Origin of the sequence: Actinoplanes sp. M2I2 (assembly GCF_023544445.1) — a bacterium.
Lineage (GTDB): Bacteria > Actinomycetota > Actinomycetes > Mycobacteriales > Micromonosporaceae > Actinoplanes.
In genome coordinates this window covers 239,784-264,908 of record NZ_JALPVJ010000012.1, presented here as the reverse complement: position 1 = coordinate 264,908, position 25,125 = coordinate 239,784, and the positions used below count along the sequence as shown (strand labels likewise).

The following is a 25,125-nucleotide window of genomic DNA, read 5'->3' as shown; positions in this document are numbered from 1 at the left end:
AGGCAGGGAAGGGATTGGCACATGACTGATCAGCTGACCGAAGTCAGGGGCGGTACCGCAGCGGACCTCACCAGGGCGTGGGCCGGCGATCCCCGGTGGCTGGGCATCAAGCGCACCTACACCGCGCACGATGTGGTCAAGCTCCGCGGCACCGTCCAGGAGCGGCACACGCTCGCCGAACGCGGCGCCGAGCGGCTGTGGCAACTGCTGCACAGCGAGGACTACCTCAACGCGCTGGGCGCGCTGACCGGCGGCCAGGCCGTCCAGATGGTCCGGGCCGGGCTCAAGGCGATCTATCTGAGCGGCTGGCAGGTCGCGGCCGACGCCAACCTGGCCGGCGCGACCTACCCCGACCAGTCGCTCTACCCGGCCAACTCGGTGCCGGCCGTGGTCCGCCGGATCAACAACGCGCTGATGCGGGCCGACCAGATCGACACCGTCGGGGGGAAGCACGAACGGGACTGGTTCGCCCCCATCGTGGCCGACGCGGAGGCCGGCTTCGGCGGGCCGCTCAACGCGTTCGAGCTGATGAAGGGCATGATCGCGGCCGGCGCCGCCGGCGTGCACTGGGAGGACCAGCTGGCCAGCGAGAAGAAGTGCGGCCACCTCGGCGGCAAGGTGCTCGTCCCGACCGCGCAGCACATCCGGACGCTCAACGCCGCCCGGCTGGCCGCCGACGTGCTCGGCGTCCCGTCGCTGATCATCGCGCGCACCGACGCGCTGGCGGCCGACCTGCTCACCACCGACGTGGATGAGCGCGACCGGCCCTTCCTCACGGGCGAGCGTACGGCGGAAGGGTTCTTCCGGGTGCGGAGCGGGCCCGGGGCCGCCATCGCGCGCGGCGTGGCGTACGCCGACTACGCCGACCTGCTCTGGGTCGAGACCGGCAAGCCCGATCTGGAGTTCGCCAAGACGTTCGCCGAGGCGGTGCACAAGGAGCACCCGGGCAAGATGCTGGCCTACAACTGCTCGCCGTCGTTCAACTGGAAACGCAACCTCGACGACGCCGACATCGCCCGGTTCCAGAAGGAGCTCGGCGCGATGGGCTACAAGTTCCAGTTCGTCACGCTGGCCGGCTTCCACGCGCTCAACCACTCGATGTACGAGCTGGCCCGCGGCTACGCGTCGGACGGCATGACCGCGTACGTGAAACTGCAGGAGGCCGAGTTCGCGGCCGAGGCCGACGGCTACACGGCGACCAAGCACCAGGCCGAGGTCGGCACCGGCTACTTCGACGCCGTGGCCACCGCGCTCAACCCCACCTCGTCCACGACTGCCCTCAAGGGCTCGACCGAGACGGAGCAGTTCTGATGGCTTCCGAGGACATCACCATCACCGGTACGCGGGACGGCCGCCACGCCGAGATCCTGACCCCCGAGGCGATCGCGTTCGTGGTCGCGCTCGACCGTGAGTTCGGCGCCCGCCGCGTCCAGTTGCTCGACCGGCGCCGCCGCCGGCGCACCACCCGCACCGACGAGCTCGACTTCCTGCCCTCGACGCTCGCCGTCCGGGAAGGAACCTGGACGGTCGCGCCGCCCGCCCCCGACCTGCTCGACCGCCGCGTCGAGATCACCGGGCCGCCCGAGCGCAAGATGACGATCAACGCGCTCAACTCGGGCGCCCGGGTGTGGATGGCCGACTTCGAGGACGCCACCTCACCCACCTGGGACAACGTGGTGCTCGGACAGCTCAGCCTGCGCGACGCGCTGGACGGCCGGCTCGACTTCACGGCGGCCGACGGCCGGGAATACCGGGTCAACGGGTGGCTCCCGACCATCATGGTGCGGCCGCGCGGCTGGCACCTGCCCGAGAGTCACCTGCGGGTCGGCGGCCGGCCGGTGTCGGCTGCGCTGTTCGACTTCGGGCTCTACATGTTCCACTGCGCGCAACGGCAGATCGACCGGGGCAGCGGACCGTACTTCTACCTGCCCAAGCTCGAGTCGCACCTCGAGGCCCGGCTGTGGAACGACGTCTTCGTCTTCGCCCAGGAGACGCTGGGCATCGCCCGGGGCACGATCCGGGCCACGGTGCTGATCGAGACGATCACCGCCGCGTTCGAGATGGACGAGATCCTGTACGAGCTGCGTGAGCACTCGGCCGGCCTGAACGCGGGCCGCTGGGACTACCTGTTCAGCATGATCAAGAACCGGCCCGACGTGGTGCTGCCCGAGCGCTCCCAGGTGACGATGACCGCGCCGTTCATGCGGGCCTACACCGAGCTGCTGGTGCGCACGTGCCACCGCCGCAACGCGCACGCCATCGGCGGCATGGCCGCGGTCGTCCCCAGCCGCGAGCCGGTCGCCGCCAAGCGCGCGCTCAACCAGGTGCGCCAGGACAAGCGCCGCGAGGTCGGCGACGGCTTCGACGGCTCCTGGGTCGCCCACCCCGGCCTGGTCGACACCTGCCGCGACGTCTTCGACCAGTGGCTCGGCGACGAGCCCCACCAGATCGTCCGCAAGCGTGACGACGTGCGGGTCACCGCGACCGACCTGCTCGAGGTGCGGGCCGGCAGCGTGCAGGTCAGCGAGGTGGCGCTGCGCACCAACGTCAGCGTGGCGCTGCGCTACATCGCCGCCTGGCTGGACGGGCGCGGCGCGGTCGCCCTGGGCGGCCTGATGGAGGACGCCGCCACCGCCGAGATCTGCCGCGCGCAGCTCTGGCAGTGGATCCGCTCGGGCACCCCGACCGACTACGGCGTGCCGGTCAGCGCCGCTCTGGTGACCCGCATGCTGCGCGAGGAGCTCGACGTCCTCAGCGAGACCGGCGCCCTCGACGAGGACGCGGCCCGGCGGTTCGGGCACGCCCGCACGCTGCTCACCGTGCTGCTCACCGAGCGCACCTGCCCCGAGTTCCTGACCCTGCCGGCCTACCTCCGGCACCTGTCCGGCGGGTCGCCCGCCCCGGCCTCCGACCAGGCGACTGTCGCCGCCTGATCCGCCGCGGGCGAGGGGCGCGGTCCCGGGGTTCCCGGGGCCGCGCCTTCCGGCGGCGGTCGGGTGGCGGCGCCGGCTCGGTGCTGCCCGTACCGGCCGGTGGCGTGGCTAGGCGCCGAAGCCGGGCCAGGGCCGGCGTCCTCCCGTGCCGGGGCCGGAGTTGCCGGAGGTCGGCGCTAGAGTCGCTCGGTGCTCAAGCGGCGACTGGCGATCGTGATGACGGCTTTGATGCTGAGCGGCTGCGCCGACAAGCCGGACCTGACCGTGGCGGCGACGCCTAGCGCGGCTCCTTCGGTCTCGATCGCGGCACCCGGGTCGGCCCCGGGCTCAGGTCGGCCGCTTGCTCCGGCGTCATCCCCGGCGGCACCGTCGGCCACCCGGAAGCCGGTGCGCACCCTTCCGAAGCCCGGCAACCCGGGTGGAGGGGCCGAGATTCCGGGTGACGCCCGGGCGGTCGACACGCGCCGGCCGGATCGGACGATCGGGGACGGCACCGCCGCCGGCTGCACCTCGGCCGCCGTGGTCAAGGCGGTCGCGCGCGGCGGCATCATCACGTTCGACTGCGGCCCCGAGCCGGTGACCATCACGATGACGGCCACCGCCAAGGTGCGCAACACCAGCCCGGCCGTGGTCCTCGACGGCGGCGGCAAGGTCACGCTCGACGGCGCGGGCAAGCGCCGCATCCTCTACCTGAACACGTGCGACAAGGCCCAGGGATGGACGACCGCGCACTGCGACGACCAGCCCGCGCCGCGGCTCACCGTGCAGAACCTGGTCCTCACCCGGGGCGACAGCACGGGGGACACCGCGGAGGGCGGGGGCGGCGGCGCCATCTTCGCCCGCGGCGGCCGCCTCAAGGTGGTCGGCTCCCGCTTCACCGGCAACCGTTGCGACCGTACCGGTCCCGACCTCGGCGGCGCGGCGATCCGCGCGCTCGATCAGGGCGGCGACCGCCCTGTGTACGTGGTGGACAGCACCTTCAGCGGCGGGGTCTGCTCGAACGGCGCGGCCCTGAGCAGCATCGGCGTCTCCTGGTCGGTGCTCGACAGCGTGTTCACCGGCAACGCGGCGGTCGGCCGGGGCGCCAACCCGGCTCGCGGCGGCACGCCCGGCGGGGGCAGCGGCGGTGCGATCTACCTCGACGGCAACGACTTCACGCTCACCCTGGACGGCACGGTCGTGCGGGACAACCGGGCGGCGGAGGGCGGCGGCGCGATCTTCTTCGTCAGCAACGACCGCACCGGCCGGCTGACGATCCGCAACTCGAAGCTCCGGCACAACCCGAGCGCCGGCTTCGAGACCGCCGGGCTGCCGGGCATCTTCTTCCTCGGCCGGGGCAAACCGTCGATCAGCGGGCCCTCGCCGAAGAAGTAACCACTACTATCCGTTTGTGGACGATCCGGGCGATGACTCCGAGTGGCCCTTCGAGGGCTCCGAAACGAGCACCCCCCACCGGCGCGGGTGGCCGTGGGTGATCGGCCTGATCATCGTCGTGATGCTGGTCTGCGGCGGCGGGGTCCTCGCGTTGAACGAGTGGGTCGGTCGAGAGCTCGACAAGTCGGCCGCTCAGCCGCCTTAGTCTTCACACTGTTCACATTTACGTGATCCGATGGAACGGTGACCGGTTCCGGCGGCGACGACCTCGCCGCCTTCAAGCGTGATCTGCGTGATCTGCGGGCCGCCGTGGGTCAGCCCAGCGACGGCTGGTTCCGTCGTGCTCCCCACGGGCTCGCCCGTTCGACCCTGAACGACCTGCTCAAGGGCCCGTCCCGGCCACGATGGCTGACGCTCGAGACGTTCCTGCACGCCTGCGAGGAGTATGCGCGAAGCGACCGCGGCACCTGGCCCGGTCGTGCTCTGGAGCGCAATGCCTGGCTGGAGCGCTGGATGCGGCTGCCCAGGACGCCGGCACCGGTCGATCACGACGGGCCACCACCGCCGGCCGAGGAGCGGCGCTGGATCGGTGTGGTGCCACACCCCGCCGGGAGCTACCAGGACCGGGGGCTGGCGGCGGCGTTCTCCGCTCCCGGGCCGCGGCAGCACGTGCTCTCCGGGCTCGGTGGGGTAGGGAAGACCCAGGTGGCCACGCGCCTGGCCCGGCAGCTCTGGGACGCCGGGGAGATCGACGAGCTGATCTGGGTGCAGGCCGGCGCGCGGCACCGCATCCTCGACGCCTATCGGCTCGCGTGGGCCCGGATCGGTGACGACGACGAGGACGGGGACCCGGCCGCGCGGTTGCTGGAATGGCTCGAGACCACCGACCGGCGCTGGCTGGTCGTGCTCGACGACCTCGCCGACCCGGCCGATCTGCGCGGGCTGTGGCCGCCCGCCACCGAGACCGGCCGGACCGTGGTGACCACCCGGCGTACCGACGCGTCCTTGACCACCGACGGACGGGAGATGCTCCGGCTCGCCTCCTTCGGCCCGTCCGCGGCATCGGCCTACGTCCACGCCAAGCTGGCCGCCCGGCCACAGCTGGCCGCCGGCGCCGAGGAGCTCGTCGCCGAGCTCGGTGGTCTGCCGCTCGCCCTCTCCCAGGCGGTCGTCCATCAGCTCGACGTCGACTGGACGTGTTCGGACTATCTGGACCAGCTGCGGCGGCTCCCGCTCCGCGAGGCCGCGCCCGAGACCCTGCCCGACGACCAGACCGCGGCCGTCGCCGCCACCCTGGCCCTCTCGTTGCGGCACGCCGACGGCCTGCGCCCGGCCGGCCTGGCCACCCCGGTGCTGCGGGTGGCTGCGCTGCTCGACCCGGACGGCATCCCGGAGACCGTCTTCACCACCGCGGCGGTCACCTCGGCCCTGGGGATCGGAGCGGACGACGCCCGGAGTGCCCTGCGCTGCCTGCGCCGGGTCAGCCTGGTCGACATCGATCAGATCGACCACGGCCGCGTCCGCGTGCACTCGCTGGTGCAGCGGGTCACGCGGGAGGACACGCCGGCCGAGGTTCTGACCGGGCTGCGGCGCGTCTGCGCCGAGGCGCTGCTGGAGATCTGGCCCGGCGCCGGGGACGACCCCGAGCAGCGCGCCCGGTTCCACGCCAACGCCTCGGCCCTGATGGACGACAGCCTCCTCGCCGGCGGGGTGCATCGGCTGGTGTTCGAGACCGCCCGCAGCATGGCGGCGGCGGGCGGGATCGAGGCCGCGATCGATCACCTCGCCGGCGCGGCGAAGAGGGCCGCAACCGTGCTCGGCGCCGATCACCCCGACGTCCTGCGATTGCGCCACGAGGAGATGTACCGGCGCGGCGTCGCCGAGTACTACGACGTCGCCGCGGAGATGGCGGCGTCGCTGATCGAGGACTGGCAACGGGTCCGGGGCCCGGGCGATCCGCTCGCCCTGGACGCGCGGATCTACCACGCCCGCTGGCTCGGGCACGAGCGCCCGGAGGCGGCGATCCCGCTGCTCGGCGCGCTCATCGCCGAACTCGGGGCCGGCCACGCCGAGGCTCCGACCGTGCGCAACGACCTGGCCTATTTCCGCGGCCGGGCCGGCGACCCGGCCGGCGCGGCCGAGGAGTTCGGGTTGCTCGTGCGCGAGCGGACTGCCCGGCTGGGCCGGATGGCCGAGCACACGCTGATCTCGCGTAACGGGCACGGCTTCTGGCTGGCCGAGGCCGGGCGGATCGACGAGGCGATCCTGGTGCTGGCCGAGGTGCACGCGGACTGTGCCGAGAGGCTCGGACCGGATCACCTCTACACGCTCGGCTCCCTGGGCAACCTCGCCTACGTCCTCGGGCTCCGGCACGGTCCGGCGAGCACCGTCGACCTTTTGGCGCGCGTCCACGCGCGGCTGCTCGACCGCTACGGCGAGCGCAACCGCCAGACCACCAAGTTCGAGGCCGTCCTGCGTGAGTGGCGCGACGTCCTGTCCGGCTGAGGCGGTCGTACGGGTTCGTCCGGTTCGGTGCGGGCCGCGTGGAGCCCGGCGAGGCGCCGACAACTGTCGAGGCATGCGAAGGTCGAAGCGGTTTCTCAGTGTCGGGCTCACGGTGGCCGCGGTCGCCGCCGTGGCGTACATCCTGTCAGCCGACGGGCTCGAACGGGCCGACCAGCTGGCGAGCGTGCTGGCGCTGCTGGTCACCCTCGGCGCGGCCCTGTTCGGGTTGTTCACCCGCGAGGCGCCGCCGCAGAGCATCAGCCAGGTCCGCGACAGCCTGGGCGACCAGATCGACGCGCTGCACGGCCCGACGGCCAGCGACGAAGGGATCTACCAGCACTACTTCCTGCCACCACAGCTGTGCCGGGCCGGCTCGACCACACCGCTGCCGGCCGGCGCCGGCGACCCGGCGGGGAGTGCCGAGCAGTATCAGGCCGCACTGGCCGCGGCGACCCCACGATCCGGCCGGCGCGTCGTCGTGCTGGGCGCCTCCGGCAGCGGCAAGACCACCCTCGCTCTGATGCTGACGCTCGGCCTGCGCCGGGCCGATCGCCGTGAACTGCCCCTGCTGGTCTCGGTAAACAGCTGGAACGTCGAGGACGAGTCGTTCCGGTCGTGGCTCGACCGTCAGCTCGCGCTCACCTATCGCGCGGCCGACGCGCTCGGCGACGACCGGGTGAATCAGCTGGTCTACTGCGACGACGTGCTGATCATCCTGGATGGACTGGACCGGCTCGGGGAGACCCGGCTCGAGCACGCCATGGCCCAGATCAACGCGACCATTCCGCTCGACCGGCCACTGGTCGTGCTGTCCCGTCCGGCGCGCCGGGCCGACCTCGGCGCTCTGACCACGGGGCCGGAGCGGGTGCTGCACCTGCGGCCGTCACCCGGTTCGGCCGTACGCGGCTATCTGCGGTTCATGGCCGCCCGGCTGCCCGCCGCAGCCGGCTGGGACGCGGTGACCCGGCGCAAGCGGGGTGCGGAGCGGGCGGTGCACGAGCTCCTGCGCTCGCCCCTGCTGCTCGACGTCGCTCTGCGCACCTATCGGACCCGCGAGCAGGTCGAGGAGTTTCTCGAACAGGTGCGCCGGCGTTCCGCCCGGGAGGCGGGCGACCGGTTGCTCGACGACTATCTCGCCGCCCTCGACGCGGACCTGCGCACCCCGCTGTCCTACGTGGCCTATCGGCTCGGACAACTCAAGGCGCGCAGCGTCGCCTGGTGGCGGGCGCCCGACGGGGTGCCGAGCCGGGTGCTCGCCGTGGGGGCCGCGGCGAGCCTGCTGCCGGCCTATCAGCTGGCCCTGGTCATGCCGCCCGGGCTCACCCGCGGGCTGGCGATCGGGACGTTCACCGGCGTGTTGCTCGGCCTCCTGCGGGCCAGACGGCTGCGACGGGCCGCCGGTCCGGCCGCGCTGACCGCGTTCCTCATCGTCGTCGCGGTGGGCGCCCTGCAGATGGGGCCCGGGGTGGCGGTGGCCGACGCGGTGCAGATCCCGGTCGCTGTGCTCCTCGTGGTGCTGGCCAAGGACACCCTGATGCCCGGTGTTCCGGCCGGCCGGACAGCTCTGGCCGTGGCCGGGGTCGGCGCTGTGCCGGCGGCGGCGGTGGCCGTCCTGCACGAGCTCTGGCCCTGGGTCGGGCCCGACCGTCACTTCGCCGGGATGTGGATCGCCGTCTCCTCCGGGGTCGCGGTGGCGACGTTCAGCGCCCGGCTGCTGGTGCGGCTCGACCAGCCGGCCCGGCCGTCCCGGGTGACCCTGCGCAGTCGGGGCAGCCGCCTGGGCAACCCGCTGCCGCACGTCGCGGTGGCCATCACGTCGGCCACCGCGGTGGGGGCGGCCGGCGGCGTGGTCGGGCTGTTGCGGGGCGGTCCGGCGTACGGCGTCACGCTGGCCGTCTTCTTCGGTCTCGTCGCCGGCATCCCGATCGGCGTCGTGGCCGGCCTGTTGCGCTGGCTCAATCAGCCGGCGATCCGCCATGTCGGGGCCACGCCGGTGCACACGCTGCGGTGCGACTGGCTGGCCACCGCCGGCTGCCTGGTCACGGTCGGCCTGGTCTCGAGCGGCTCGATCGCGCTCGTGGTGGGCCCGTTGCGGCGCCTGCTCGAGCCGCTGGGACAGCCGGTGCTGGTGCGCCCGTTGCACGGACTGCTCTTCGGCGCGTCGATCGGCCTGATCGTGGCCTGCTACTACAACGCGGCGCCGGGCTTCCTGATCGCCGTGTGCTGGTTCCGGCTGCGCGGCCGGTTGCCGGTGCGCCTGATGGCGTTCCTGCGCGCCGCCGAGACCGCCGGACTGCTCCGGCGGGTGGGCGCGGTCTACGAGTTCCGCCACGAGGAGATCCGGGCGCGGCTGGCTTGGCAGCACGAGCAACACGAGCCCGGCCGTCCGCCGACGCCGGAGCGAACCCGGCCGGCCCGCGTCGGCTCGCTCTAGAAGACGGCGTTCAGCTGGCCGACCGGGAGGAGAGGTAGGCGAGCACCGGCTCGCGGACGTCGGCGAAGCTCTTGTACGCGGCCATGTCCTCGGGCAGCTCGCTCAGCACCAGCTCGAGCTGGTCGCGCCACTCGGGCACGGTCACCAGGCGGGCCAGCGGCGTCAGCTGGGTGGCGATCGTGAAGAGGATGGCGCCGGTCGCCGGGAGCGCGGTCAGGTGCTGGATCTCGATGCGTAGCCGCAGCGTTCCGGGATCGGCGACGACCCGGCGGCGCAGGTCGTCCTCGCCGGGCCAGGTGTGCCGGGCGTCCACGCTCGCGTCCAGGTCGCCGGTCGGCTGCATGCTCCAGTTCAGCCGGCGCACAACCTCGCCGGGCTGCAGCGCGCGCAGGAAGCGCTCGGTGCGGGCGACCATGCCCGACCCGTGCAGGCGGGGGATCGGCCCGTGCAGGTCGGAGAACGACATCCCGAGCGAGAACGTGCTCGACCACGAGGCGACGAAGGTGGCCGCCACCGCGTCCAGTCGTAGCGCGCCGTCGCGCAGGTCGAGCAGGAACAGGTCCTCGGCGACTTCGTGCGCGGCGACCGCCAGGGGGTGGGCGGTGCCGTCCTGGGTGAGGTCGAGCTCCGAGCCGGTGACGGTGTTGCGCCACCGTACGCGGGAGGGGTCGGTGAGATCGGCGGTGGCGACCCGGGGGTGCTCGGCCGCGAACCGTTCGAACACCCACGTGAGGGCGTCCCACTCGGCGGCGTGCATGTGGGGGAGCGCGGCCGCCGCCCGCGGCCGGCGGCGCAGGATCTCGCGGCGCTCGGCGATGACCTCGGGATAGGCCTCGTCGGCCTGGAAGACCGTCGCGCCCCACGAGCCGCCCGCGGTGCGCACCTCGGCCCCGGCCGGCTCGACGTTGGTGAAGAAGCGGTACGGCTGCCCGTCGAACGGCCAGGCGAACCGGTGCGGCGGGGTCTCGGCGCTCATGGCACCTCCAGCCGGAGGGTGGTGGATCCGCGCGAGACACACGCGAGCATCACGTCGCCGCGGGCCCGGTCGGCCGGGCCGAGCACGAGGTCGCGGTGCCGGATGTCGCCGCTGCGCACGCCCACCTCGCACCGGCCGCACACGCCGCGCTCGCACATCCGGTCCAGCCGGACACCGGCCGCGTCCAGCGCGTGCAGCAGGCTCGTCCCGGCCGGCACGTGCAGCTCCCGGCCGGTGTCGCCGAGCTCGGCCGTGAACGGGTCGCCCGCGTCGAGCTGCGGGGCGTCGAAATGCTCGATGTGCAGTCGTCCGGCCGGCCAGGCGAGGTCGGCGGCCGCGCTCCGGACCTCCGCGGCGAAGCCGTCCGGCCCGCAGGCGTACGCGTGGGTGCCGATCGGCTGCCGTGACAGGGCTTCCCGGACCGCGGCCCGCAAGGCCGCCCGCCCGACGACGCGGGTCGTTCGCGGAGGCGCCAGGTCGTCGAGCTCGGATGCGAAGACGTCGCGGCCGGCCCCGGAGCCGACGACGAGCTCGACCTGTCGTCCCCAGCGGCGCGCGGCCCGCAGGTGCGAGAGCAGCGGGGTGACGCCGATGCCCGCGCCGAGCAGCAGGTGCGAGCGGGCCGAGAGCACCGGGGCGAAGGCCGACCGCGGCGGCCCGGCGACGAGCGTCGTACCGGTCCGGGCGTTGTCGTGCAGCCAGGCCGAACCGCCGCCCGGGCAACCGCGGCGCACCCCGATCCGGTACGCCGAGGGGCGGCAGCCGTCGTCGAGCAGCGAGTAGGCGTTCACCACCCCGCCCGCCCGCACCGGCAGATGCGAGCCCGGGACGTACGGGGCCGGCTGCGCTCCGTCGTCCGGCACGAGGGTGAGCTCGAGGACGCCGGGACCACCGGACCGGCGACCGGCGACGCGGTACGTCGTCACGACGCGTCGCAGAGGAACTGGCCGGAGGCGGGCGACCAGTGCTCGCGCGGCTGCAGGCGCCGGCCGCAGCCGTCGCACCCGGCCGACCCGGCGCCCGCCGGCACGGTCGTCGTCGCGCCGCACGCCGGGCAGAACCAGCGGGCCGACGCGGTGCTCTCCACGTTGACCACGATCTCCTCGTCGAGCAGCCCGGCGGCGGTCGCGGCGGCCACCACCCGGGCGACCCGGCCGGCCTCACCACAGACCGCCAGCCGCCAGCCCACCAGCCGGCCCTCGAAGAAGCCGGCCGGCAGATCACCGGCCTCGACGACCCCGGCCGGCTCCTGCGTGCGCCACCGCCCGATCGCACACCGGGCGGAGCCGGCGCAGCCCGCGCGCACGAACGTCCAAGCCAGGGCCCGGGGCAGATCGGGCACCCCCGACGGCCACCGCGGCACCGTCAGCCGCGCCGGGAAGGGCGTGTCGTCACCGCGCATGCGGGACAGGTTAACCGCGTCCGCGGAAGGGCAGGAACGACGGCTCGGTCAGCCCAGCAGCCGGCGTTCCCAGGCCCAGGCGGCGATCTCGACGCGGTTGCGGGCGTTCAGCTTGGTCATGACGCTGCCCACGTGGGTCTTGACCGTGCCGATCGAGATGAACAGCTGCGCGGCGATCTCGGCGTTGGTCAGGCCCTTGGCGGCCAGGCGGACGACGTCCAGCTCACGCGGCGACAGGCCGCCGTCGTCGCCCGACGGGGCCGGGGGTGACAGGTGCTCCAGGAGGCGCACGGTGATGGACGGGCTGATCAGCGCGTCACCCGAGACCGCCGCCCGGACGGCCTCGATGAGCAGGGCCGGGCCCGAGTCCTTGAGCAGGAAGCCGGCCGCGCCGTTGCGCAGCGCCTGATGCACGTACTCGTCCAGGTCGAAGGTGGTGACCACGACGACCTTGACCGGGTCGGTGACGCCGGGACCGGAGAGCAGGCGCAGCGCCTCCAGGCCGTCCATCTTCGGCATCCGGATGTCCAGCAGGGCCACGTCGGGCCTCAGCTTGCGGGCCAGCGCCACCGCCTCGACGCCGTCGGCCGCCTCGCCCACGACCTCCATGTCGGGCTGAGCGCCGATGATCATGCCGAAGCCGGTGCGGACCATGGCCTGGTCGTCGGCGATCAGTACGCGGATCAAGGGTCCGTCCTCGGGTCGATGGGGAACGCGGCGTCGACCACCCAGCCGCCTTCGATGCCGGGCATGGCGGTGATCCGGCCGGCCACCGCGCGGACCCGCTCGGTCAGGCCCACGAGACCGTACCCCGGTCGCTCGCGCGGCGTGCCGGCCCTCGCCGTGATCACTCCGTCGTTGGCTATCCGGACCAGCAGCCACTCGGGCGTGCGCCGGATCCACACGTCGGCCGCCGTCGCGTCGGGCGCGTGCTGGCGCACGTTGGTCAGCGCCTCCATCACGACCCGGTAGGCCGAGGTGGAGATCTCGACGGGCAGGCCGTCCAGGTCGCCGTCCAGGTGGATCCGGGCCTTGGCGCCGCCCGCCGAGTTGAACTGCTCGAGCAGGACACCCAAGTCGTGCACGCCGGCCACCGGGGCCAGCGGCGCGTCCGGCTTCGACTCGGGATCGCGCAGCACGCCGACCATCCGGCGCATCGAGGCCATCGTCTCGGCGCCGGCCCGCTCGATCTGGTCGAGCGCGTGCAGCACCCGCTGCGGGTCCTGCTCGGCGATGAACTTGGCCCCCTGCGCCTGCACCACGATGCCGGTGACGTGGTGGGCGATGAAGTCGTGCAGGTCGCGGGCGAACTCGGCGCGCTGCTCGGCCCGGACCGCGTCGACCGCCCGCTGCCGGGAGCCCTCGATCACGCGCAGGTAGATGCCGAGGCCGATGACCGCGGCCGCGGCCAGGGCCTGGATCAGCCCGAAGATGACGTAGATGGCCTCCTGCCCGCTGCGCAGCGGCGCGAAGCTGACCGCCGCCCCGACGATGAGCAGCGCGATCGCGCCCCGGCCGGCGGTGGAGTGGCGGGCGACGACGTAGCAGACGCCGAGCAGCCCGGCCGACTCGGCGAGACCCCAGCTGGTCCCGTACGAGCCACCGGGCGGCGAGGTGACCGCGATGCCGACGGTGACGAGCAGCGAGAACCCGCCCAGCGCCATCGCCGCCGTGGGCAGCCGGGGCGATCCCGGGCGGTGCACCGGCAACCACACCGCGGCCGCGGCCAGCGCCAGCCCGACCTGGATCAGGCCCAGCACCTCGGCCCGGGTCAAGAGGCCCTGCGCGACGTCGAACATGCCGAGCAGCGCCATCCCGAAGAGCGCGAGGAACTGCGCCAGGCGGCGGAGGATCATCCGGTTGGGGTCGGTCTGCATCGCCACCCAGCGTATGCGCTGGTGCGGGGCCACCCATCGGCCGAAAGACAGATCCGCCCGGGTTCGTGAGCCCGGCCTGGGGCCGATGTGCCGGTCGATCGGCTCCGCACAGACTTCGCGGCGTCGAGAACGCCGTCGAGTGGAGAAATCATGCAGACGCAGAACGTGGACACGCTGGCCGCGGTGGCCGCCGTCGACCTGGTCAAGGTCTACGGCAGCGGGGACACCGCGGTACGGGCGCTGGACGGCGTCACCGTCGGCTTCGCCCGCGCCCAGTTCACCGCCATCATGGGACCGTCCGGTTCCGGCAAGTCCACCCTGATGCACTGCCTGGCCGGCCTGGACACCGCCACCTCCGGGCAGGCGCTGCTCGGCGGCACCGACCTGACGAAACAGCCGGACAAGGTGCTCACCAAGGTGCGCCGCGAGCGGATCGGCTTCGTCTTCCAGGCCTTCAACCTGCTGCCCCAGCTGACCGCGGCGCAGAACATCCTGCTGCCGCTGGAGCTCTCCGGCCGCCGGTCCGACCCGCACCTGTACGGCCACCTGACCGAGTCGCTGGGCATCGTGGGCCGCCTCGACCACCGGCCGGGCGAGCTCTCCGGCGGCCAGCAGCAGCGGGTCGCGATCGCCCGGGCGCTGATGTCGCGGCCCGAGGTCGTCTTCGCCGACGAGCCGACCGGCAACCTGGACTCCCGGTCGGGCGCCGAGGTGCTGCTGTTCCTGCGCAATTCCGTACGGGAGCTGGGTCAGACGATCGTGATGGTCACCCACGACCCGGGCGCCGCCGCGTACGCGGACCGCGTCGTGCTGCTGGCCGACGGCCGGGTCGCCGGTGAGCTCGACCGCCCCGACATCACCTCGGTGTCCGACGCCCTGCAGAGCCTGGCGGTCGCCCGATGAGCGTGCTCCGCACCCAGGTGCGCGGCGTGGCCCGCCGCCCGTCGCGCCTGCTGCTCACCGGCCTGGCCGTGCTCGTGGCCTCGTTCGTCGTCTACGCCACGGTGCTGGCCCAGCAGATCACCGAGCGCAGCGTGCTCAACGGCCTGAGCGGCACCCCCGAGGCGGTCGACGTGGTCGTGCGCGACGGCACCGTCAGCCCCGCCCAGCTGGCCGCCGTCCGCAAGGTGGCCGGCGTCGAGGAGGCGGTCGGCCGCATCGACTACGGCGGTCAGGTCGGCGGCGAGTATCTGCAGCTGCTCGCCGACCCGGGCCGCGGGCCGCTCGCGCTGACCGCGGTCAGCCAGGGCCGGTTCCCGTCGGCGCCCGGCGAGATCGCGGTCACCCCGCGCACGGTCGAGCGGATGGGCCTGAAACTCGGCTCCACGGTCAAGGCGCAGGTGCGCTATGACGACAACGGCGACCCCCAGGCCAAGTCGGACCTCACCGTGGTCGGCGTGGTCCAGGCCCGCGACGACTTCGGCTTCCAGGCGTACGCCCCGACGAGCGAGCTGGTCGAGCTGACCGGGTCGAAGTTCCTCAACCAGATCGACGTCCGGGTCGCGCCGGGCGCCGACGCGGCCACCGTCCTGAGCCGGATCGGTGCGGTGTTCGCCGCGGCCGGCGTTCCCGACGACCAGCGTCCGAAGGTCAGCGACGGAGCCACTGTGCGGCACGAGGAGGCCGAGGCCAAGGTCTCGGACGTGAACGCCATCTTCGCCGTGATCGCCATGTTCGTGGCGATCGCCGTGGTCGCCGCCGGTCTGGTCGCCACCTCGACGTTCCGGATCGTCTTCGCCCAGCGGATGCGCCAGCTGGCCCTGCTGCGCGCGGTCGGCGCCGGCCGCCGCTCGATCGCCGGCGCGCTGGCCGCCGAGGGGGCGCTCACCGGGCTGGCCACCGGCACGGCCGGGGTGCTGCTCGCGCTCGGGGCGGGCCATCTGGCGCCGGTCGCGGCCGGGTGGTTCGGCCAGGAGATCGCCTCGCCCGGTCTCCCGCTGCCGGCCGCGCTCGGCACCGTCCTGCTCGCCGTCGTCATCACCGTGCTGGCCGTGCTGGCCCCGGCCGCGTCGGCCTCCCGGGTCTCGCCGCTGGAGGCGTTGCGCGGCGCGGGCACCACCGGCGCCCGCAAGGACATCGGCAAGCTGCGCTGGGCGACGGGCCTGCTGCTCACCGCGGGGGCGGTGCTGGTGGCCGCGTACGTCGTCATGCACCTGCCGAGCCGCAGCCCGGAGAACTACGACGCCCAGCCGATGCTGTTCGCCGTGGTGGCGTCCGGCGCGTTCGCCTTCTTCGCGCTGATCGCGCTGGGCCCGGTGCTGGTGCGGCCGGTGCTGGCCGTGCTGGGCTGGCCGATCCGGCGCTCCGGTCCGGTGGGCCGGCTGGCCGCCGGGGGAGTGGGTTCGGCCCCGCGCCGCGCCGCCGCGGTCTCGGTCGTGGTCGCTCTCGGCGTCACGCTGATCGCCGGCGCGCTCGTCGGCGGCGCCTCCTTCCGGGTGCTGGTCGACCGGGAGACCGCCGCGTCCTCGCCCTCGGACTACGAGCTGACCGGCGTGAACGAGGACCCGGTGCCGGCCGCCCTGGTCGAGCAGCTGACCAAGCGGGACGAGATCAGCAACGTCACCCCGTACCGGCGGCTGGAGGTCAAGATCGCGCGCACCGAGCTGCCGGTCACCGACCTGGCGATGACCGGTCTGCCGCAGCTGCGCAAGCTGGACGCCGCGGCCGGGTCGCTCGGCGACACCGGGCCGGGCAAGGTGGTGCTCTCGGGCTTCGCCGCCGACGCGACCGGGGCCCGCGTGGGTGACCAGGTGGAGTTCACCGCGGGCAAGCGCACGGTGAAGCTGACCGTGACGGCCGAGCTGGCCGACGACGCGCCGTTGCACGCCTCGGCGGTGCTCGACCCGGCCGACCTGACCCGGCTGGGCGCCCCGGCCGCGTACGCCGGGGTGCTGGCCGACGCGGCAGCGACCGGGGAGAAGGCGCGGACCGACGGCAACCGGGCGATGCAGGACGTGCAGTCCTCGGCCGGCGGCAAGTGGCGGATCGACGTCCTGGCCGACCAGCGCGACCAGATCAACGACAACGTGACGCTGCTGCTGCTGATCGCAGTCGGGCTGATCGGCCTGACGGTGCTCATCGCCGTGGTCGGGGTGGGCGCCACGACCGCCCTGTCGGTGGTCGAGCGGGTCCGCGAGTCGGGGGTGCTGCGCGCGGTCGGCCTGTCCCGCGGTGGTCTGCGCACGATGCTGACGGCCGAGTCGGCGCTGTACGGCGTGATCGGGGCCGCGCTCGGGCTGGCGCTCGGGATCCCGTACGCCTGGATGGCGGTGAAGGCACTGGGCGTCAACGCCCCGCTGACCGTTCCGGTCGGCCAGCTCGCGGCCGTCTTCGCGGTCCTGGTCGCGCTGACCGCGCTGGCCGGCGTGCTGCCCGCCCGCCGGGCCGCCAAGGTGAGCCCGGTCGCGGCACTCGGCGCCGAGTAAAAGGAAGGCGGAGGGCCGGCCGGGTGCGCTAGAAGAGGGGCATGAACGAGTACTGGCCCCTGTTCGGCCTCCGGCTGGCCTTCCGCGACGTGCTGCTGCGCCCCCTGACCGAGGCCGACCTGCCGCGTCTCGCGGCGGTCCTGCCCGATGACGTCGGGCACGACCCCCGGCTGGCGATGTACCCGTCGCAGACCTACGCCGCGAACGAGCGGCGGCTGTTCTGCCAGGGCTACTGGAAGGCGCTCGGCACCTGGGCGCCGGAGTCGTGGGTGCTGCACTTCGCGGTCGTCCACGAGGGCGAGCCGGTCGGGGTGCAGACGCTGGAGGGCGACGACTTCCCGGCCCTGCGGACGGTGGACTCGGCGTCCTGGCTGGTCCCCGGGGTGCGCGGGCGCGGGCTCGGGGTGGCCATGCGCACCGCGATGCTGCAGTTCGCGTTCGGCGAGCTCGGCGCGGTCGCGGCGATCACCTCGGCGACCACGGCCAACGCGGCCTCGCTGGGGGTCTCCCGCCGGGTCGGGTACGCGGAGAACGGGCTCAGCCGCATCGTCGACACCGGCGGCGACGTGGTCGACCTCCAGCACTTCCGGCTCACCGCCGGCGACTGGCCGGGAGCCGACGTGACGGTGACCGGGTTCCCGCCCTGCCGGCCCTGGTTCGGGATGGCGGGCTGATCACTCTTTCGATACCCTCACGCGGCATTTACCGAGATCAACGGGGGTTCACGTGCGGCGTCGACTGGCGATAGGTATGGGGGCCGCGGCCGCGGTTCTCGCGGCGGGCGGCGGGGTCGCCGTCCTGGCGTGGCCCTCCGACCCGGTTCCGGTGGCGCTGCCCGGGCCGGTCGCCCCGGCGCCGGCGCCCGCGGGGGCCCGGGTGGCCGCGACGGCGGAGCCCACCGGCGTCCGCGTCGACCGGGTGGCCCTGGCGTCGCTCGGCCGGTCCTTCACGCTCCCGCAGCGCTCGACCAAGCGGTTCAGCCTGCTCAGCGTCAGCTGGAAGAGCCCGGCCGACCGGCCCGACGGCACCGTTCAGGTGCGGACCCGCAACGTCCGGACCGGCGCCTGGACCGGCTGGCGGTCGCTCGAGGTCGCCGAGGAGGCGGCCGACCTGAAGGCCGAGCGGGCCCAGTCGCGCGGCGCCCTGGAACCGTTGTGGACCGGCCCCTCCGACGGCGTGGCCGCCCGGCTCGTCGGCTCGGGCACCAAGCCGCTGCCGGCCGAGCTGCGCCTCGCCCTGATCGACCCGGACGCGCCCACGGCCGGTGGCCGCGGCGGCGGTGAGCCCGTCCCGGCGAGTCCGCCGGCGTCCCCGGCCCCGGCCACCACCAAGGCGCCGGTCAAGGGCCTGCCGCCGTCGGCCACCGCGGTCGCGCCCCCGGCCACCACCGGGGCCACGCCCACGACCGCGGCCCCCACGACCGCGGCGCCCACGAAGACCGCGCCCACGACCGCCGCGCCCACGACCCCCGCGCCGCCGGCGACCGCGCCGCCCCTGCCCGCCTACGTCTCGCGGGCCAAGTGGGGCGCCGACGAAAAGCTGGTGAAGGCCCCGCCGACCATCGCCAAGGAGGGCGTCAAGATGGTCTGGGTGCACCACACCGGCACCGCGGACAACCCGGTGGCCTGCGCCGACGTGCCGAAGTTCGTCAAGTCCATCATGGCCAACGACATTCAGGAGAAGGGCCTCGACGACCTCGGGTACAACTACCTCGTCGACAAGTGCGGCACGCTCTACGAGGGCCGCAAGGGCGGTGTCTCCGCCGCGGTGGTCGGCGCGCACGTCGCCGGCTTCAACACCGGATCGACCGGCATCGCGCTGATCGGTGACTACACCTCGGTGCGGCCCAGCAACGCCGCGCTGACCACGATCGCCAAGGTCGCCGCGGCGCGCCTGGGGGCGTACGGCTTCGACCCGACCACGACCGCGCAGATGACCGCCGGGGTCACCGGCCTCAAGTGGCCGCTCGGCTCGACGGTGACGTTCCCGCGCATCGCCGGGCACCGGGACGGCACCGTGACCGAATGCCCGGGCGTGATGTTCTATCCGCTGATGGGCACGATCCGGGCCCGCGCGGCGCTGCCCGGCCTGGCCATCACCTCGGTCTCCGGCGGCGTGCCGACCACCGGCACCCCGTACGTGAGGGACAAGGCGCAGGTCCGCTGGAGCGTCGGCGGCGACCCGGCCCAGGCCGGCCGGTTCGACGTGCTCATCGACGGCAAGGTGGCCGCGACCGCCACGGGCGGCAAGGCGAGCGGCTCCGCATCCGTCGCCGTCCCGCCCGGCTCGCACAACGTCGCCGTCCGCGTCGTGCACCGCGCCGGCGTCACCGACACGACGCCGGTCACCAAGGTCGTCGGTGACGTGGTCAAGCCGACCTTCCCGACGGCGCCGTCGGTGGCGCTGAAGACCGGGACCTCTTCGGCCACGTCGGTGCCGGTCGCCGTGACCTTCAAGTCGGCCGACAACAACGGCCGGATCAGCCGGCAGGCGGCCACCTCGCCGGCGTCCGTGGCGATGACCGGCACCTCCACCGTGTGGAACGCGAACGTCAAGCCCAACGTCGCCATGAAGTACGCGGTGGAGGCCGTGGACATGGCCTACAACACGGGCACCGCGGCCGTCACGCGGACGGTCGTCCAGATGCCGGAGACCTCGGCCAAGCGCACCGGCACGTGGAGCGCCCGGTCGTCCGCCACCAGCTACCTCGGTGGCAAGGCGCTGGCCGCCGGGGCCAAGAACGCCAAGCTGACGTACACCTTCAACGGGCGCTCGGCCGCGCTGACCTTCACCCGGATGCCGACGACCGGCCAGGCCGTCGTCTACGTCGACAACGTCAAGGTGGCGACCGTCGACACCAAGGCCGCGACGACGACTCACCGGCAGACCCTGTGGGTCAAGGCGGTGACCGCCAAGACGCACACCGTCTCGGTGGTCGTGCTGGGCACCAAGGGCCGCCCGACGGTCATCTCGGACGGCCTGACGTACGTGAAGTAGGACCTCAGCTGTGCCGGCGGGCCTGGGCCCGCCGGTCCGGCGTGGCCGCCGGGGCCGGGGTGGGTGGCAGCGTGAACCAGAAGGTCGCGCCGTGCCCGTCCTCGCCCTCGGCCCAGATCTCGCCGCCGTGGCGTTCGACCGCCCGGTGCACCGTGGTCAGGCCGATGCCGGTGCCCGGGAAGTCCTCGGCGCTGTGCAGGCGGGCGAACGGCCGGAACAGCTCGCCGGCCTTGCCCGCCGGGAAGCCGGCCCCGTTGTCGCGCACGTAGAAGCCCGCGTCGGCCCGGCCCACCTCCACCGCCGGCCGCTCGACCTTGCGGGTGAACTTCACGGCGTTGTTGATCAAATTCTCCAGGATGACCCGGACCAGGCCCTCGTCGGCGTCCGCGCGCATGCTCTCGTGGACCGTGAAGGCCACCTTGTGTGCCGGGTCGCGGGCCTCGACCTCGCCGATCACCTGCCAGATCGTCACGGTCAGGTCGAACTCGGCCCGTCGCAGGTCACCCCGGCTGGCCCGGGCCAGGATCAGGAGCGACTCGACCAGGTCGGCCATCCGGTGCGCGGCCGCCTGGATGCGGCTCAACCGGCGCCGCGCCTCCTTGCTGAGCGGGTCGCCCTCGTCGTCGAGCATGTGCTCGGCGAAGCTGCTGATCACCTGCAGCGGGCCGCGCAGGTCGTGCGAGACCGAACCGGAGAACGCCTCGAGCTCGCGGTTGCGCCACTCCAGCTCCTCGACCAGCGCCGCCCGGGTCTCGGCGAGCTGCCGGGCCGAGCGCTCCTCGGCCGCGTCCAGTTCGCGGCGCATCAGCTCCTCGCGGATGCGGCGGCTCTCGTCGTGCGACTGCTTGCGCCGGATCTGGGTGCGCACGTGGGCCCGCAACGCCTCGGCGCCGGAATCCGCCCGCACGTAGTCGTCGGCGCCCGACTCCAGGCAGGCCAGCATGTCGTCGTCGGTCGACCCGGTCATCACCACCGGGGTCTCGCCGATCACCGGCACCTCCTTGATCCGCCGGCAGGCCTCCCGGCCCAGCTCGCCGGAGAGCCCCTGACCCAGCACGATGCAGTCGACCGGCTGCTCGGCCAGCAGGTCGAGAGCGTCCTCGGTGCCCGCCACCGGAACCACGTCGTAGCCCTCGTCGCGCAGGGCCGCCGCCAGATCGGCCAGCCGCTGCCGGTCGGGCGTGAGCGCGAGCACCTTGCTCGGCCCGTGCAGGCTGCCGGTGACCTCGATCGGCAGTTGCTCGGCGCTCTGCCGCAGCACTGCGTTGAGCTTGGCCGGCACGATCGCCAGGTTCTGCTGCTTGCGCACGAAGGCGTCGGCGCCGGCGTCGAGCATCTGCAGCTCGGTGGCGTAGTCGTCGGCCGCGGTCATCAGGATGCACGGGATGTCGCGCAGGGCCGGGTCGAGGCGGATGCGCCGGATCACCGTGGCGCCGTCGATGCCGGGCATCACGCCGTCGACGATGATTGCCTGCGGGCGCCGGTCGGCCGCCGTGCGCAGGCCGTCCTCGCCGCTCGGGGCGGTCAGCACGGCGTACCCCTCGGCCTCGAGCAGCTCGCGCAGCTGCTCGCGGAAGGTCCGGCTGTCGTCCACGATGAGCACGGTGGTGCGGTCGTCCGAGCCCGCCGGGCCGTCGCGCAGCAGCTGGCGCACCCGGGCGACGACGTATCCTGCATCGTACGGTTTTCCGACGTACTCGTCCGCGCCGATGCGCAGCCCGGCGAGCCGGTCGGCCACCTCGTCCTCGCTGCTGAGCAGCACGGTCACCACCCGGGCCCGGCTCGGCATGCCGCGCAGCTCGGTGAGCAGCTCCAGCCCGTCGGCGTCGGGCAGCAGCACGTCGAGCACCGCCACGTCGAAGTCGTCGCCGACGAACGCGGCCCGGGCCTCGGCGCCGGTGGCACACAGGACAGTGCCGAAGCCGTCCGCCTCGAAGGCCTCGTGCAGGTCCATCCGTACGGTGAGGCTGTCGTCGACGATCAGCACGCGGTGGGTCATCGACGGCTCCCGGTGGGCTGGAGCTCGACCAGCCGGGCGGCCATCCGGGCCGGCGGCAGGATGTAGGCGGCCGCGCCGATGAGGGCGGCCTCGCGGGGCATGCCGTAGACGACACAGCTGGCCTCGTCCTGGGCGAAGGTGACGGCCCCCCGCGACCGCATGGTCAGCAGGCCCCCGGCGCCGTCGCGGCCCATGCCGGTGAGCAGGCAGCCGGCCGCGCTCGCGCCGTACTCGGCGGCCACCGACTCGAACAGCACGTCGACCGACGGGCGGCAGGAGTGCCGGGGCGGCCCGTCGCTGACCCGGACCATGCCGTCGCGCACCAGCAGGTGCCGGTCGGGCGGGGCGAGCACGACCCGGCCGGACAGGGCGGCCACCGGCGTACGGTCCCGGGCGTAGCTGACGTCGCGGCCGGTCTGCCCGGCCAGCCAGTCGGAGAACGCCACGGCGAACGGCTCGCTGGCCGCGATGTGCTGGACGCACAGCACCGGGGGCAGGAAGCCGACCGGCAGCGCGCGCAGCAGCTCGGTCAGCGCGCCCGGGCCACCGGTCGAGGCGCCGAGTGCCACCACGCGCAGCGCGTCGGTCAGCGACGGGGCCGGCGCGGGGGCGACCGGCTCGGGGCTCACCCGCCCGCGGCCGTCCAGCCGGGCCCGGGGATGGGTGATCACGCGGATGCGCGAGACCAGGCGCACGGCCGCGCACAGCCGCCGCCCCCAGTCGGCGTCCGTGCCGTCGCCCCGCGGCTTCTCCAGCACGTCGACCGCGCCCGCGGCCAGCGCGTTGTACGTGCTGAACAACTCGCGCCGGTCGGCCGAGGAGACCACCAGGATCGGCGTCGGGTGCTCGGCCATGATGTGCTCGGTGGCGACCAGGCCGGTCATCGTCGGCAGCATCATGTCCATCGTGATCACATCGGGCCGCAGCCGCGCGACCAGCTCCACCGCCTGGCCGCCGTCGGTCGCCTCGCCGACCACCTGCAGCTCCGGGTCGGCGGCGAGCGACTCGCGCAGGTGGTGGCGCATGGTCGCGGAATCCTCCACGAGCAGGACACGGATCATCAGAGGATCAGCCTCCGGATGTGGGCGAGCAGCTCCTCCTGGTTGAACTCGCCCTTGACCACGTACGCCGACGCGCCCACCTCGGTGCCGCGGCGCCGGTCCTCGGCGCTGGCCCGCGAGCTCACCAGGATCGCCGGCACGTGGCCCAGGGCGGGATCGGCCCGGGTCCGCGCGACGAACGTGAAGCCGTCGATTCCCGGCATGTCGATGTCGGTCAGGTAGAGGCCGTACCGGCGGGCGCGGGCCTTCTCCAGGCCCTCCTCGCCGGAGGCCGCCAGATCGACCTCGTAGCCGGCCGACTCGAGGATGCTGCGCTCGAGCATGCGGGTCGTCAGCGAGTCGTCCACGACCAGGATCGGCATCCGCGGCTTGACCGGGAGGCTGCTGTCACCGCGGGCCGTGGTGCTCTCCTGGCGGGCCTCGGCCACCAGCCCGTGCGCGTCCAGGACCAGCCGCGGGTTGCCGTCCAGGTCGATCGACACGCTGCCGATCACCGGGGCGGCCGGCGCCAGGTCGGGCAGCGGCCGGGCGACCAGAGTGGACGTGCCGGCCAGCCGGTCGACGCCGATCGCCACCGTGTCGCGGTCGGCCGCGAGCACCACCGCCACCCCGGAACCGGCGCCGCCCTCGGCCGGGGCGATCCGCAGGGCCTGGCTCAGCGGCAGGAACGGCAGCACCTCACGCTCGTGGGCCAGCCGGGCGGTGGCGGTCGCGGCGGCCATCTCGTCGGCGCTCAGGCGCACACAGCGGAGCACAGAGTCCAGCGGCATCGTCGCGGTCGTCCCGCCGGCCTCGACGATCAGGCCGTTCATGCTCAGCAAGGTCAGCGGCACGACGAGGCGTACGGTGGCCCCCTCGCCCGGCCGGTTGACGATGGAGACCTCCCCGCCCAGTTGCAGGGCCACGTCCCGGGCCACGTCCATCCCGATGCCGCGGCCGGCCACGTCGGTGACCCCGGGGGCGGTGCTGATCCCGCCGTGCAGCACGAGGTCGATCAGGGCCTGGGGGGCCGGATCGGCGCCGGGGGCCAGCAGGCCGCGCTCCTCGGCGGTGCGGCGCAACGCGGCCAGGTCGAAGCCGCGCCCGTCGTCGACGCAGCGGAACTCGGCGTACCGGCCGCGCCGCTCGACGTGGACGCCGACCGTGCCCTCGGCCGGCTTGCCGGCGGCCAGGCGCTGCGCCTCGGGCTCGATGCCGTGCACGACCGCGTTCCGGACGACGTGCAGGAACGCGCCGCTGATCAGGTTGAGCAGGTTGGGGCCCATCCGCACGTCGGCGCCCGAGGCCTGGAACCGCACCCGCTTGCCCTCGCCGTCCGCGGCGTCCCGGACGGCCCGCCGCAGCGCCGTGAAGATCGACCCGGCCGGCACCAGGCGCAGCCCTTCGGCGCGGCCGCGCACCTCGTCGAGCTCGCGTTCGACCTGGTCGACGGCGTCGGTGAGGCGGCGGCCGAGCGCACCGAGCTCGCCGGCGAGGCGCCGGACCGAGGTGCGGGCGGACGAGTCCGACACGGTGGTGCGCCCGATGCGCATGCGCTCGCCCAGCGTCTCCACCTTGCGGTGCAGACGGGCCAGCGTCCGGCCGCCGTCGCGGAGCGGGGCGATCCGGGAGCTGGCCTCGCCGATCGCGTCGAGCAGGTCGTCGAGGTCGGCGGTGGCGGCCCGCTCGGGCCGGTCCGAGGCCGCGTCGGCGCCCCGGGCCAGTTCGGCGTCGACGTGCGCCTGGTCCACCTCGGCCTGCGTGGTCGGCTCGTTCAGGGGAACCGTGCGGATCGGCGCCTCGGGCTCGACGGGCGCCGGCGGGGCCGCGGCCGGCGCGGACAGGGCGGTCACGTACCCGGCGATCTCGTCGTTGAGGCGCAGCAGCTCGCGCATCTGATCGGCCGGCAGCGCCGGGACGCGCTCGTCGCGGTGCGGGACGAGCACCTCCTCGAACTCGTGCGCGCGGTCGGCGATCTCCTGTTGCTTGACCACCCGGGCCGCGCCCTTGAGGGTGTGCGCGAACCTCAGCAGCCGGGCCACCACGTCGGGCTCGGGTTGCTGGTCCAGATCGAGCACGCCCGAGCTGATCTGGTCGACCAGCTCACGCGCCTCGATCCGGAAGTAGCGCAGCGGATCGCGGCTCGTCATGACGGACCGCGCC

18 protein-coding genes are annotated in these 25,125 nt (G+C 73.9%); 10 read left to right on the top strand and 8 right to left on the bottom strand.

The features are described 5' to 3' along the window. Positions 1-33 precede the first annotated feature (33 nt). The 6 genes from aceA (at position 34) to HJC40_RS25810 (ending at position 9,246) form a co-directional block, all read left to right on the top strand. Positions 34-1,311 (top strand): isocitrate lyase, encoded by a 1,278-nt coding sequence (gene aceA / locus HJC40_RS25835; RefSeq protein WP_374272750.1) that lies wholly within the window; start codon positions 34-36, stop codon positions 1,309-1,311. Next, positions 1,311-2,933 carry a malate synthase A gene (gene aceB / locus HJC40_RS25830; protein WP_250004381.1) on the top strand — a complete coding sequence of 541 codons (1,623 nt, stop codon included), beginning with the start codon at positions 1,311-1,313 and terminating at the stop codon, positions 2,931-2,933. The genes aceA and aceB overlap by 1 nt, the downstream gene beginning before the upstream one ends. Before the next feature lie 387 nt (positions 2,934-3,320). Beyond that, entirely contained in the window at positions 3,321-4,307 is a 987-nt protein-coding gene (locus HJC40_RS25825; RefSeq protein WP_308200948.1) for a hypothetical protein, read from the top strand. Positions 4,308-4,323: 16 nt separating this feature from the next. Then, entirely contained in the window at positions 4,324-4,512 is a 189-nt protein-coding gene (locus tag HJC40_RS25820) for a hypothetical protein (protein ID WP_250004379.1), read from the top strand. A gap of 38 nt (positions 4,513-4,550) precedes the next feature. Further along, positions 4,551-6,812 (top strand): tetratricopeptide repeat protein, encoded by a 2,262-nt coding sequence (locus HJC40_RS25815; RefSeq protein ID WP_250004376.1) that lies wholly within the window; start codon positions 4,551-4,553, stop codon positions 6,810-6,812. Between the two features lie 73 nt (positions 6,813-6,885). Next, on the top strand, positions 6,886-9,246 hold the full coding sequence (locus tag HJC40_RS25810; RefSeq protein WP_250004373.1) for an NACHT domain-containing protein: 2,361 nt from the start codon (positions 6,886-6,888) through the stop codon (positions 9,244-9,246). 10 nt (positions 9,247-9,256) lie between these two features. Here the strand turns inward: HJC40_RS25810 and HJC40_RS25805 are convergent, their stop codons facing one another. Genes HJC40_RS25805 through HJC40_RS25785 form a run of 5 tightly spaced genes read right to left on the bottom strand, consistent with a single transcriptional unit; the run spans position 9,257 to position 13,501 of the window. After that, positions 9,257-10,222 carry a DUF3445 domain-containing protein gene (locus tag HJC40_RS25805; protein ID WP_250004370.1) on the bottom strand — a complete coding sequence of 322 codons (966 nt, stop codon included), beginning with the start codon at positions 10,220-10,222 and terminating at the stop codon, positions 9,257-9,259. Continuing rightward, positions 10,219-11,148, bottom strand: a complete 930-nt coding sequence (locus tag HJC40_RS46225) for a PDR/VanB family oxidoreductase (RefSeq protein ID WP_250004366.1) — start codon at positions 11,146-11,148, stop codon at positions 10,219-10,221. Before HJC40_RS46225 ends, HJC40_RS25805 begins: the two co-directional genes overlap by 4 nt. After that, positions 11,145-11,624 carry a dimethylamine monooxygenase subunit DmmA family protein gene (locus HJC40_RS25795; RefSeq protein ID WP_250004363.1) on the bottom strand — a complete coding sequence of 160 codons (480 nt, stop codon included), beginning with the start codon at positions 11,622-11,624 and terminating at the stop codon, positions 11,145-11,147. The genes HJC40_RS46225 and HJC40_RS25795 overlap by 4 nt, the downstream gene beginning before the upstream one ends. A gap of 48 nt (positions 11,625-11,672) precedes the next feature. Then, entirely contained in the window at positions 11,673-12,311 is a 639-nt protein-coding gene (locus HJC40_RS25790) for a response regulator transcription factor (RefSeq protein ID WP_250004360.1), read from the bottom strand. Continuing rightward, positions 12,308-13,501 (bottom strand): sensor histidine kinase, encoded by a 1,194-nt coding sequence (locus tag HJC40_RS25785; RefSeq protein ID WP_250004357.1) that lies wholly within the window; start codon positions 13,499-13,501, stop codon positions 12,308-12,310. Before HJC40_RS25785 ends, HJC40_RS25790 begins: the two co-directional genes overlap by 4 nt. A gap of 147 nt (positions 13,502-13,648) precedes the next feature. Here HJC40_RS25785 and HJC40_RS25780 point away from each other — a divergent pair, with 147 nt between their 5' ends. From HJC40_RS25780 to HJC40_RS46220, 4 genes are read left to right on the top strand one after another with little or no spacing between them, the layout of a single operon-like run. After that, complete coding sequence (locus tag HJC40_RS25780) at positions 13,649-14,404, top strand: ABC transporter ATP-binding protein (RefSeq protein ID WP_374272747.1); 756 nt, start codon at positions 13,649-13,651, stop codon at positions 14,402-14,404. Continuing rightward, complete coding sequence (locus HJC40_RS25775) at positions 14,401-16,926, top strand: ABC transporter permease (RefSeq protein ID WP_250004353.1); 2,526 nt, start codon at positions 14,401-14,403, stop codon at positions 16,924-16,926. The genes HJC40_RS25780 and HJC40_RS25775 overlap by 4 nt, the downstream gene beginning before the upstream one ends. 41 nt (positions 16,927-16,967) lie before the next feature. Further along, complete coding sequence (locus HJC40_RS25770) at positions 16,968-17,600, top strand: GNAT family N-acetyltransferase (protein WP_250004352.1); 633 nt, start codon at positions 16,968-16,970, stop codon at positions 17,598-17,600. A 52-nt stretch (positions 17,601-17,652) separates the two neighbouring features. Beyond that, positions 17,653-19,923 (top strand): N-acetylmuramoyl-L-alanine amidase, encoded by a 2,271-nt coding sequence (locus HJC40_RS46220; RefSeq protein WP_250004350.1) that lies wholly within the window; start codon positions 17,653-17,655, stop codon positions 19,921-19,923. 4 nt (positions 19,924-19,927) lie between these two features. Here HJC40_RS46220 and HJC40_RS25760 read toward each other — a convergent pair whose 3' ends face one another. Genes HJC40_RS25760 through HJC40_RS25750 form a run of 3 tightly spaced genes read right to left on the bottom strand, consistent with a single transcriptional unit; the run spans position 19,928 to position 25,112 of the window. Then, entirely contained in the window at positions 19,928-21,922 is a 1,995-nt protein-coding gene (locus tag HJC40_RS25760; RefSeq protein WP_250004347.1) for a response regulator, read from the bottom strand. Continuing rightward, positions 21,919-22,983 (bottom strand): chemotaxis-specific protein-glutamate methyltransferase CheB, encoded by a 1,065-nt coding sequence (cheB, locus tag HJC40_RS25755; protein WP_250004344.1) that lies wholly within the window; start codon positions 22,981-22,983, stop codon positions 21,919-21,921. Before cheB ends, HJC40_RS25760 begins: the two co-directional genes overlap by 4 nt. Then, positions 22,983-25,112, bottom strand: a complete 2,130-nt coding sequence (locus tag HJC40_RS25750; protein WP_250004341.1) for a response regulator — start codon at positions 25,110-25,112, stop codon at positions 22,983-22,985. The genes cheB and HJC40_RS25750 overlap by 1 nt, the downstream gene beginning before the upstream one ends. Between the last annotated feature and the right edge of the window lie 13 nt (positions 25,113-25,125).

Bases quoted from the DNA above. Each gene is read 5' to 3' on its own strand.
- aceB (WP_250004381.1), top strand. From the start codon at position 1,311: ATGGCTTCCGAGGACATCACCATCACCGGTACGCGGGACGGCCGCCAC.
- HJC40_RS25810 (WP_250004373.1), top strand. From the start codon at position 6,886: ATGCGAAGGTCGAAGCGGTTTCTCAGTGTCGGGCTCACGGTGGCCGCG.
- HJC40_RS25805 (WP_250004370.1), bottom strand. From the start codon at position 10,222: ATGAGCGCCGAGACCCCGCCGCACCGGTTCGCCTGGCCGTTCGACGGG.
- HJC40_RS25795 (WP_250004363.1), bottom strand. From the start codon at position 11,624: ATGCGCGGTGACGACACGCCCTTCCCGGCGCGGCTGACGGTGCCGCGG.
- HJC40_RS25785 (WP_250004357.1), bottom strand. From the start codon at position 13,501: ATGCAGACCGACCCCAACCGGATGATCCTCCGCCGCCTGGCGCAGTTC.
- HJC40_RS25775 (WP_250004353.1), top strand. From the start codon at position 14,401: ATGAGCGTGCTCCGCACCCAGGTGCGCGGCGTGGCCCGCCGCCCGTCG.
- HJC40_RS25770 (WP_250004352.1), top strand. From the start codon at position 16,968: ATGAACGAGTACTGGCCCCTGTTCGGCCTCCGGCTGGCCTTCCGCGAC.
- HJC40_RS25760 (WP_250004347.1), bottom strand. From the start codon at position 21,922: ATGACCCACCGCGTGCTGATCGTCGACGACAGCCTCACCGTACGGATG.
- cheB (WP_250004344.1), bottom strand. From the start codon at position 22,983: ATGATCCGTGTCCTGCTCGTGGAGGATTCCGCGACCATGCGCCACCAC.
- HJC40_RS25750 (WP_250004341.1), bottom strand. From the start codon at position 25,112: ATGACGAGCCGCGATCCGCTGCGCTACTTCCGGATCGAGGCGCGTGAG.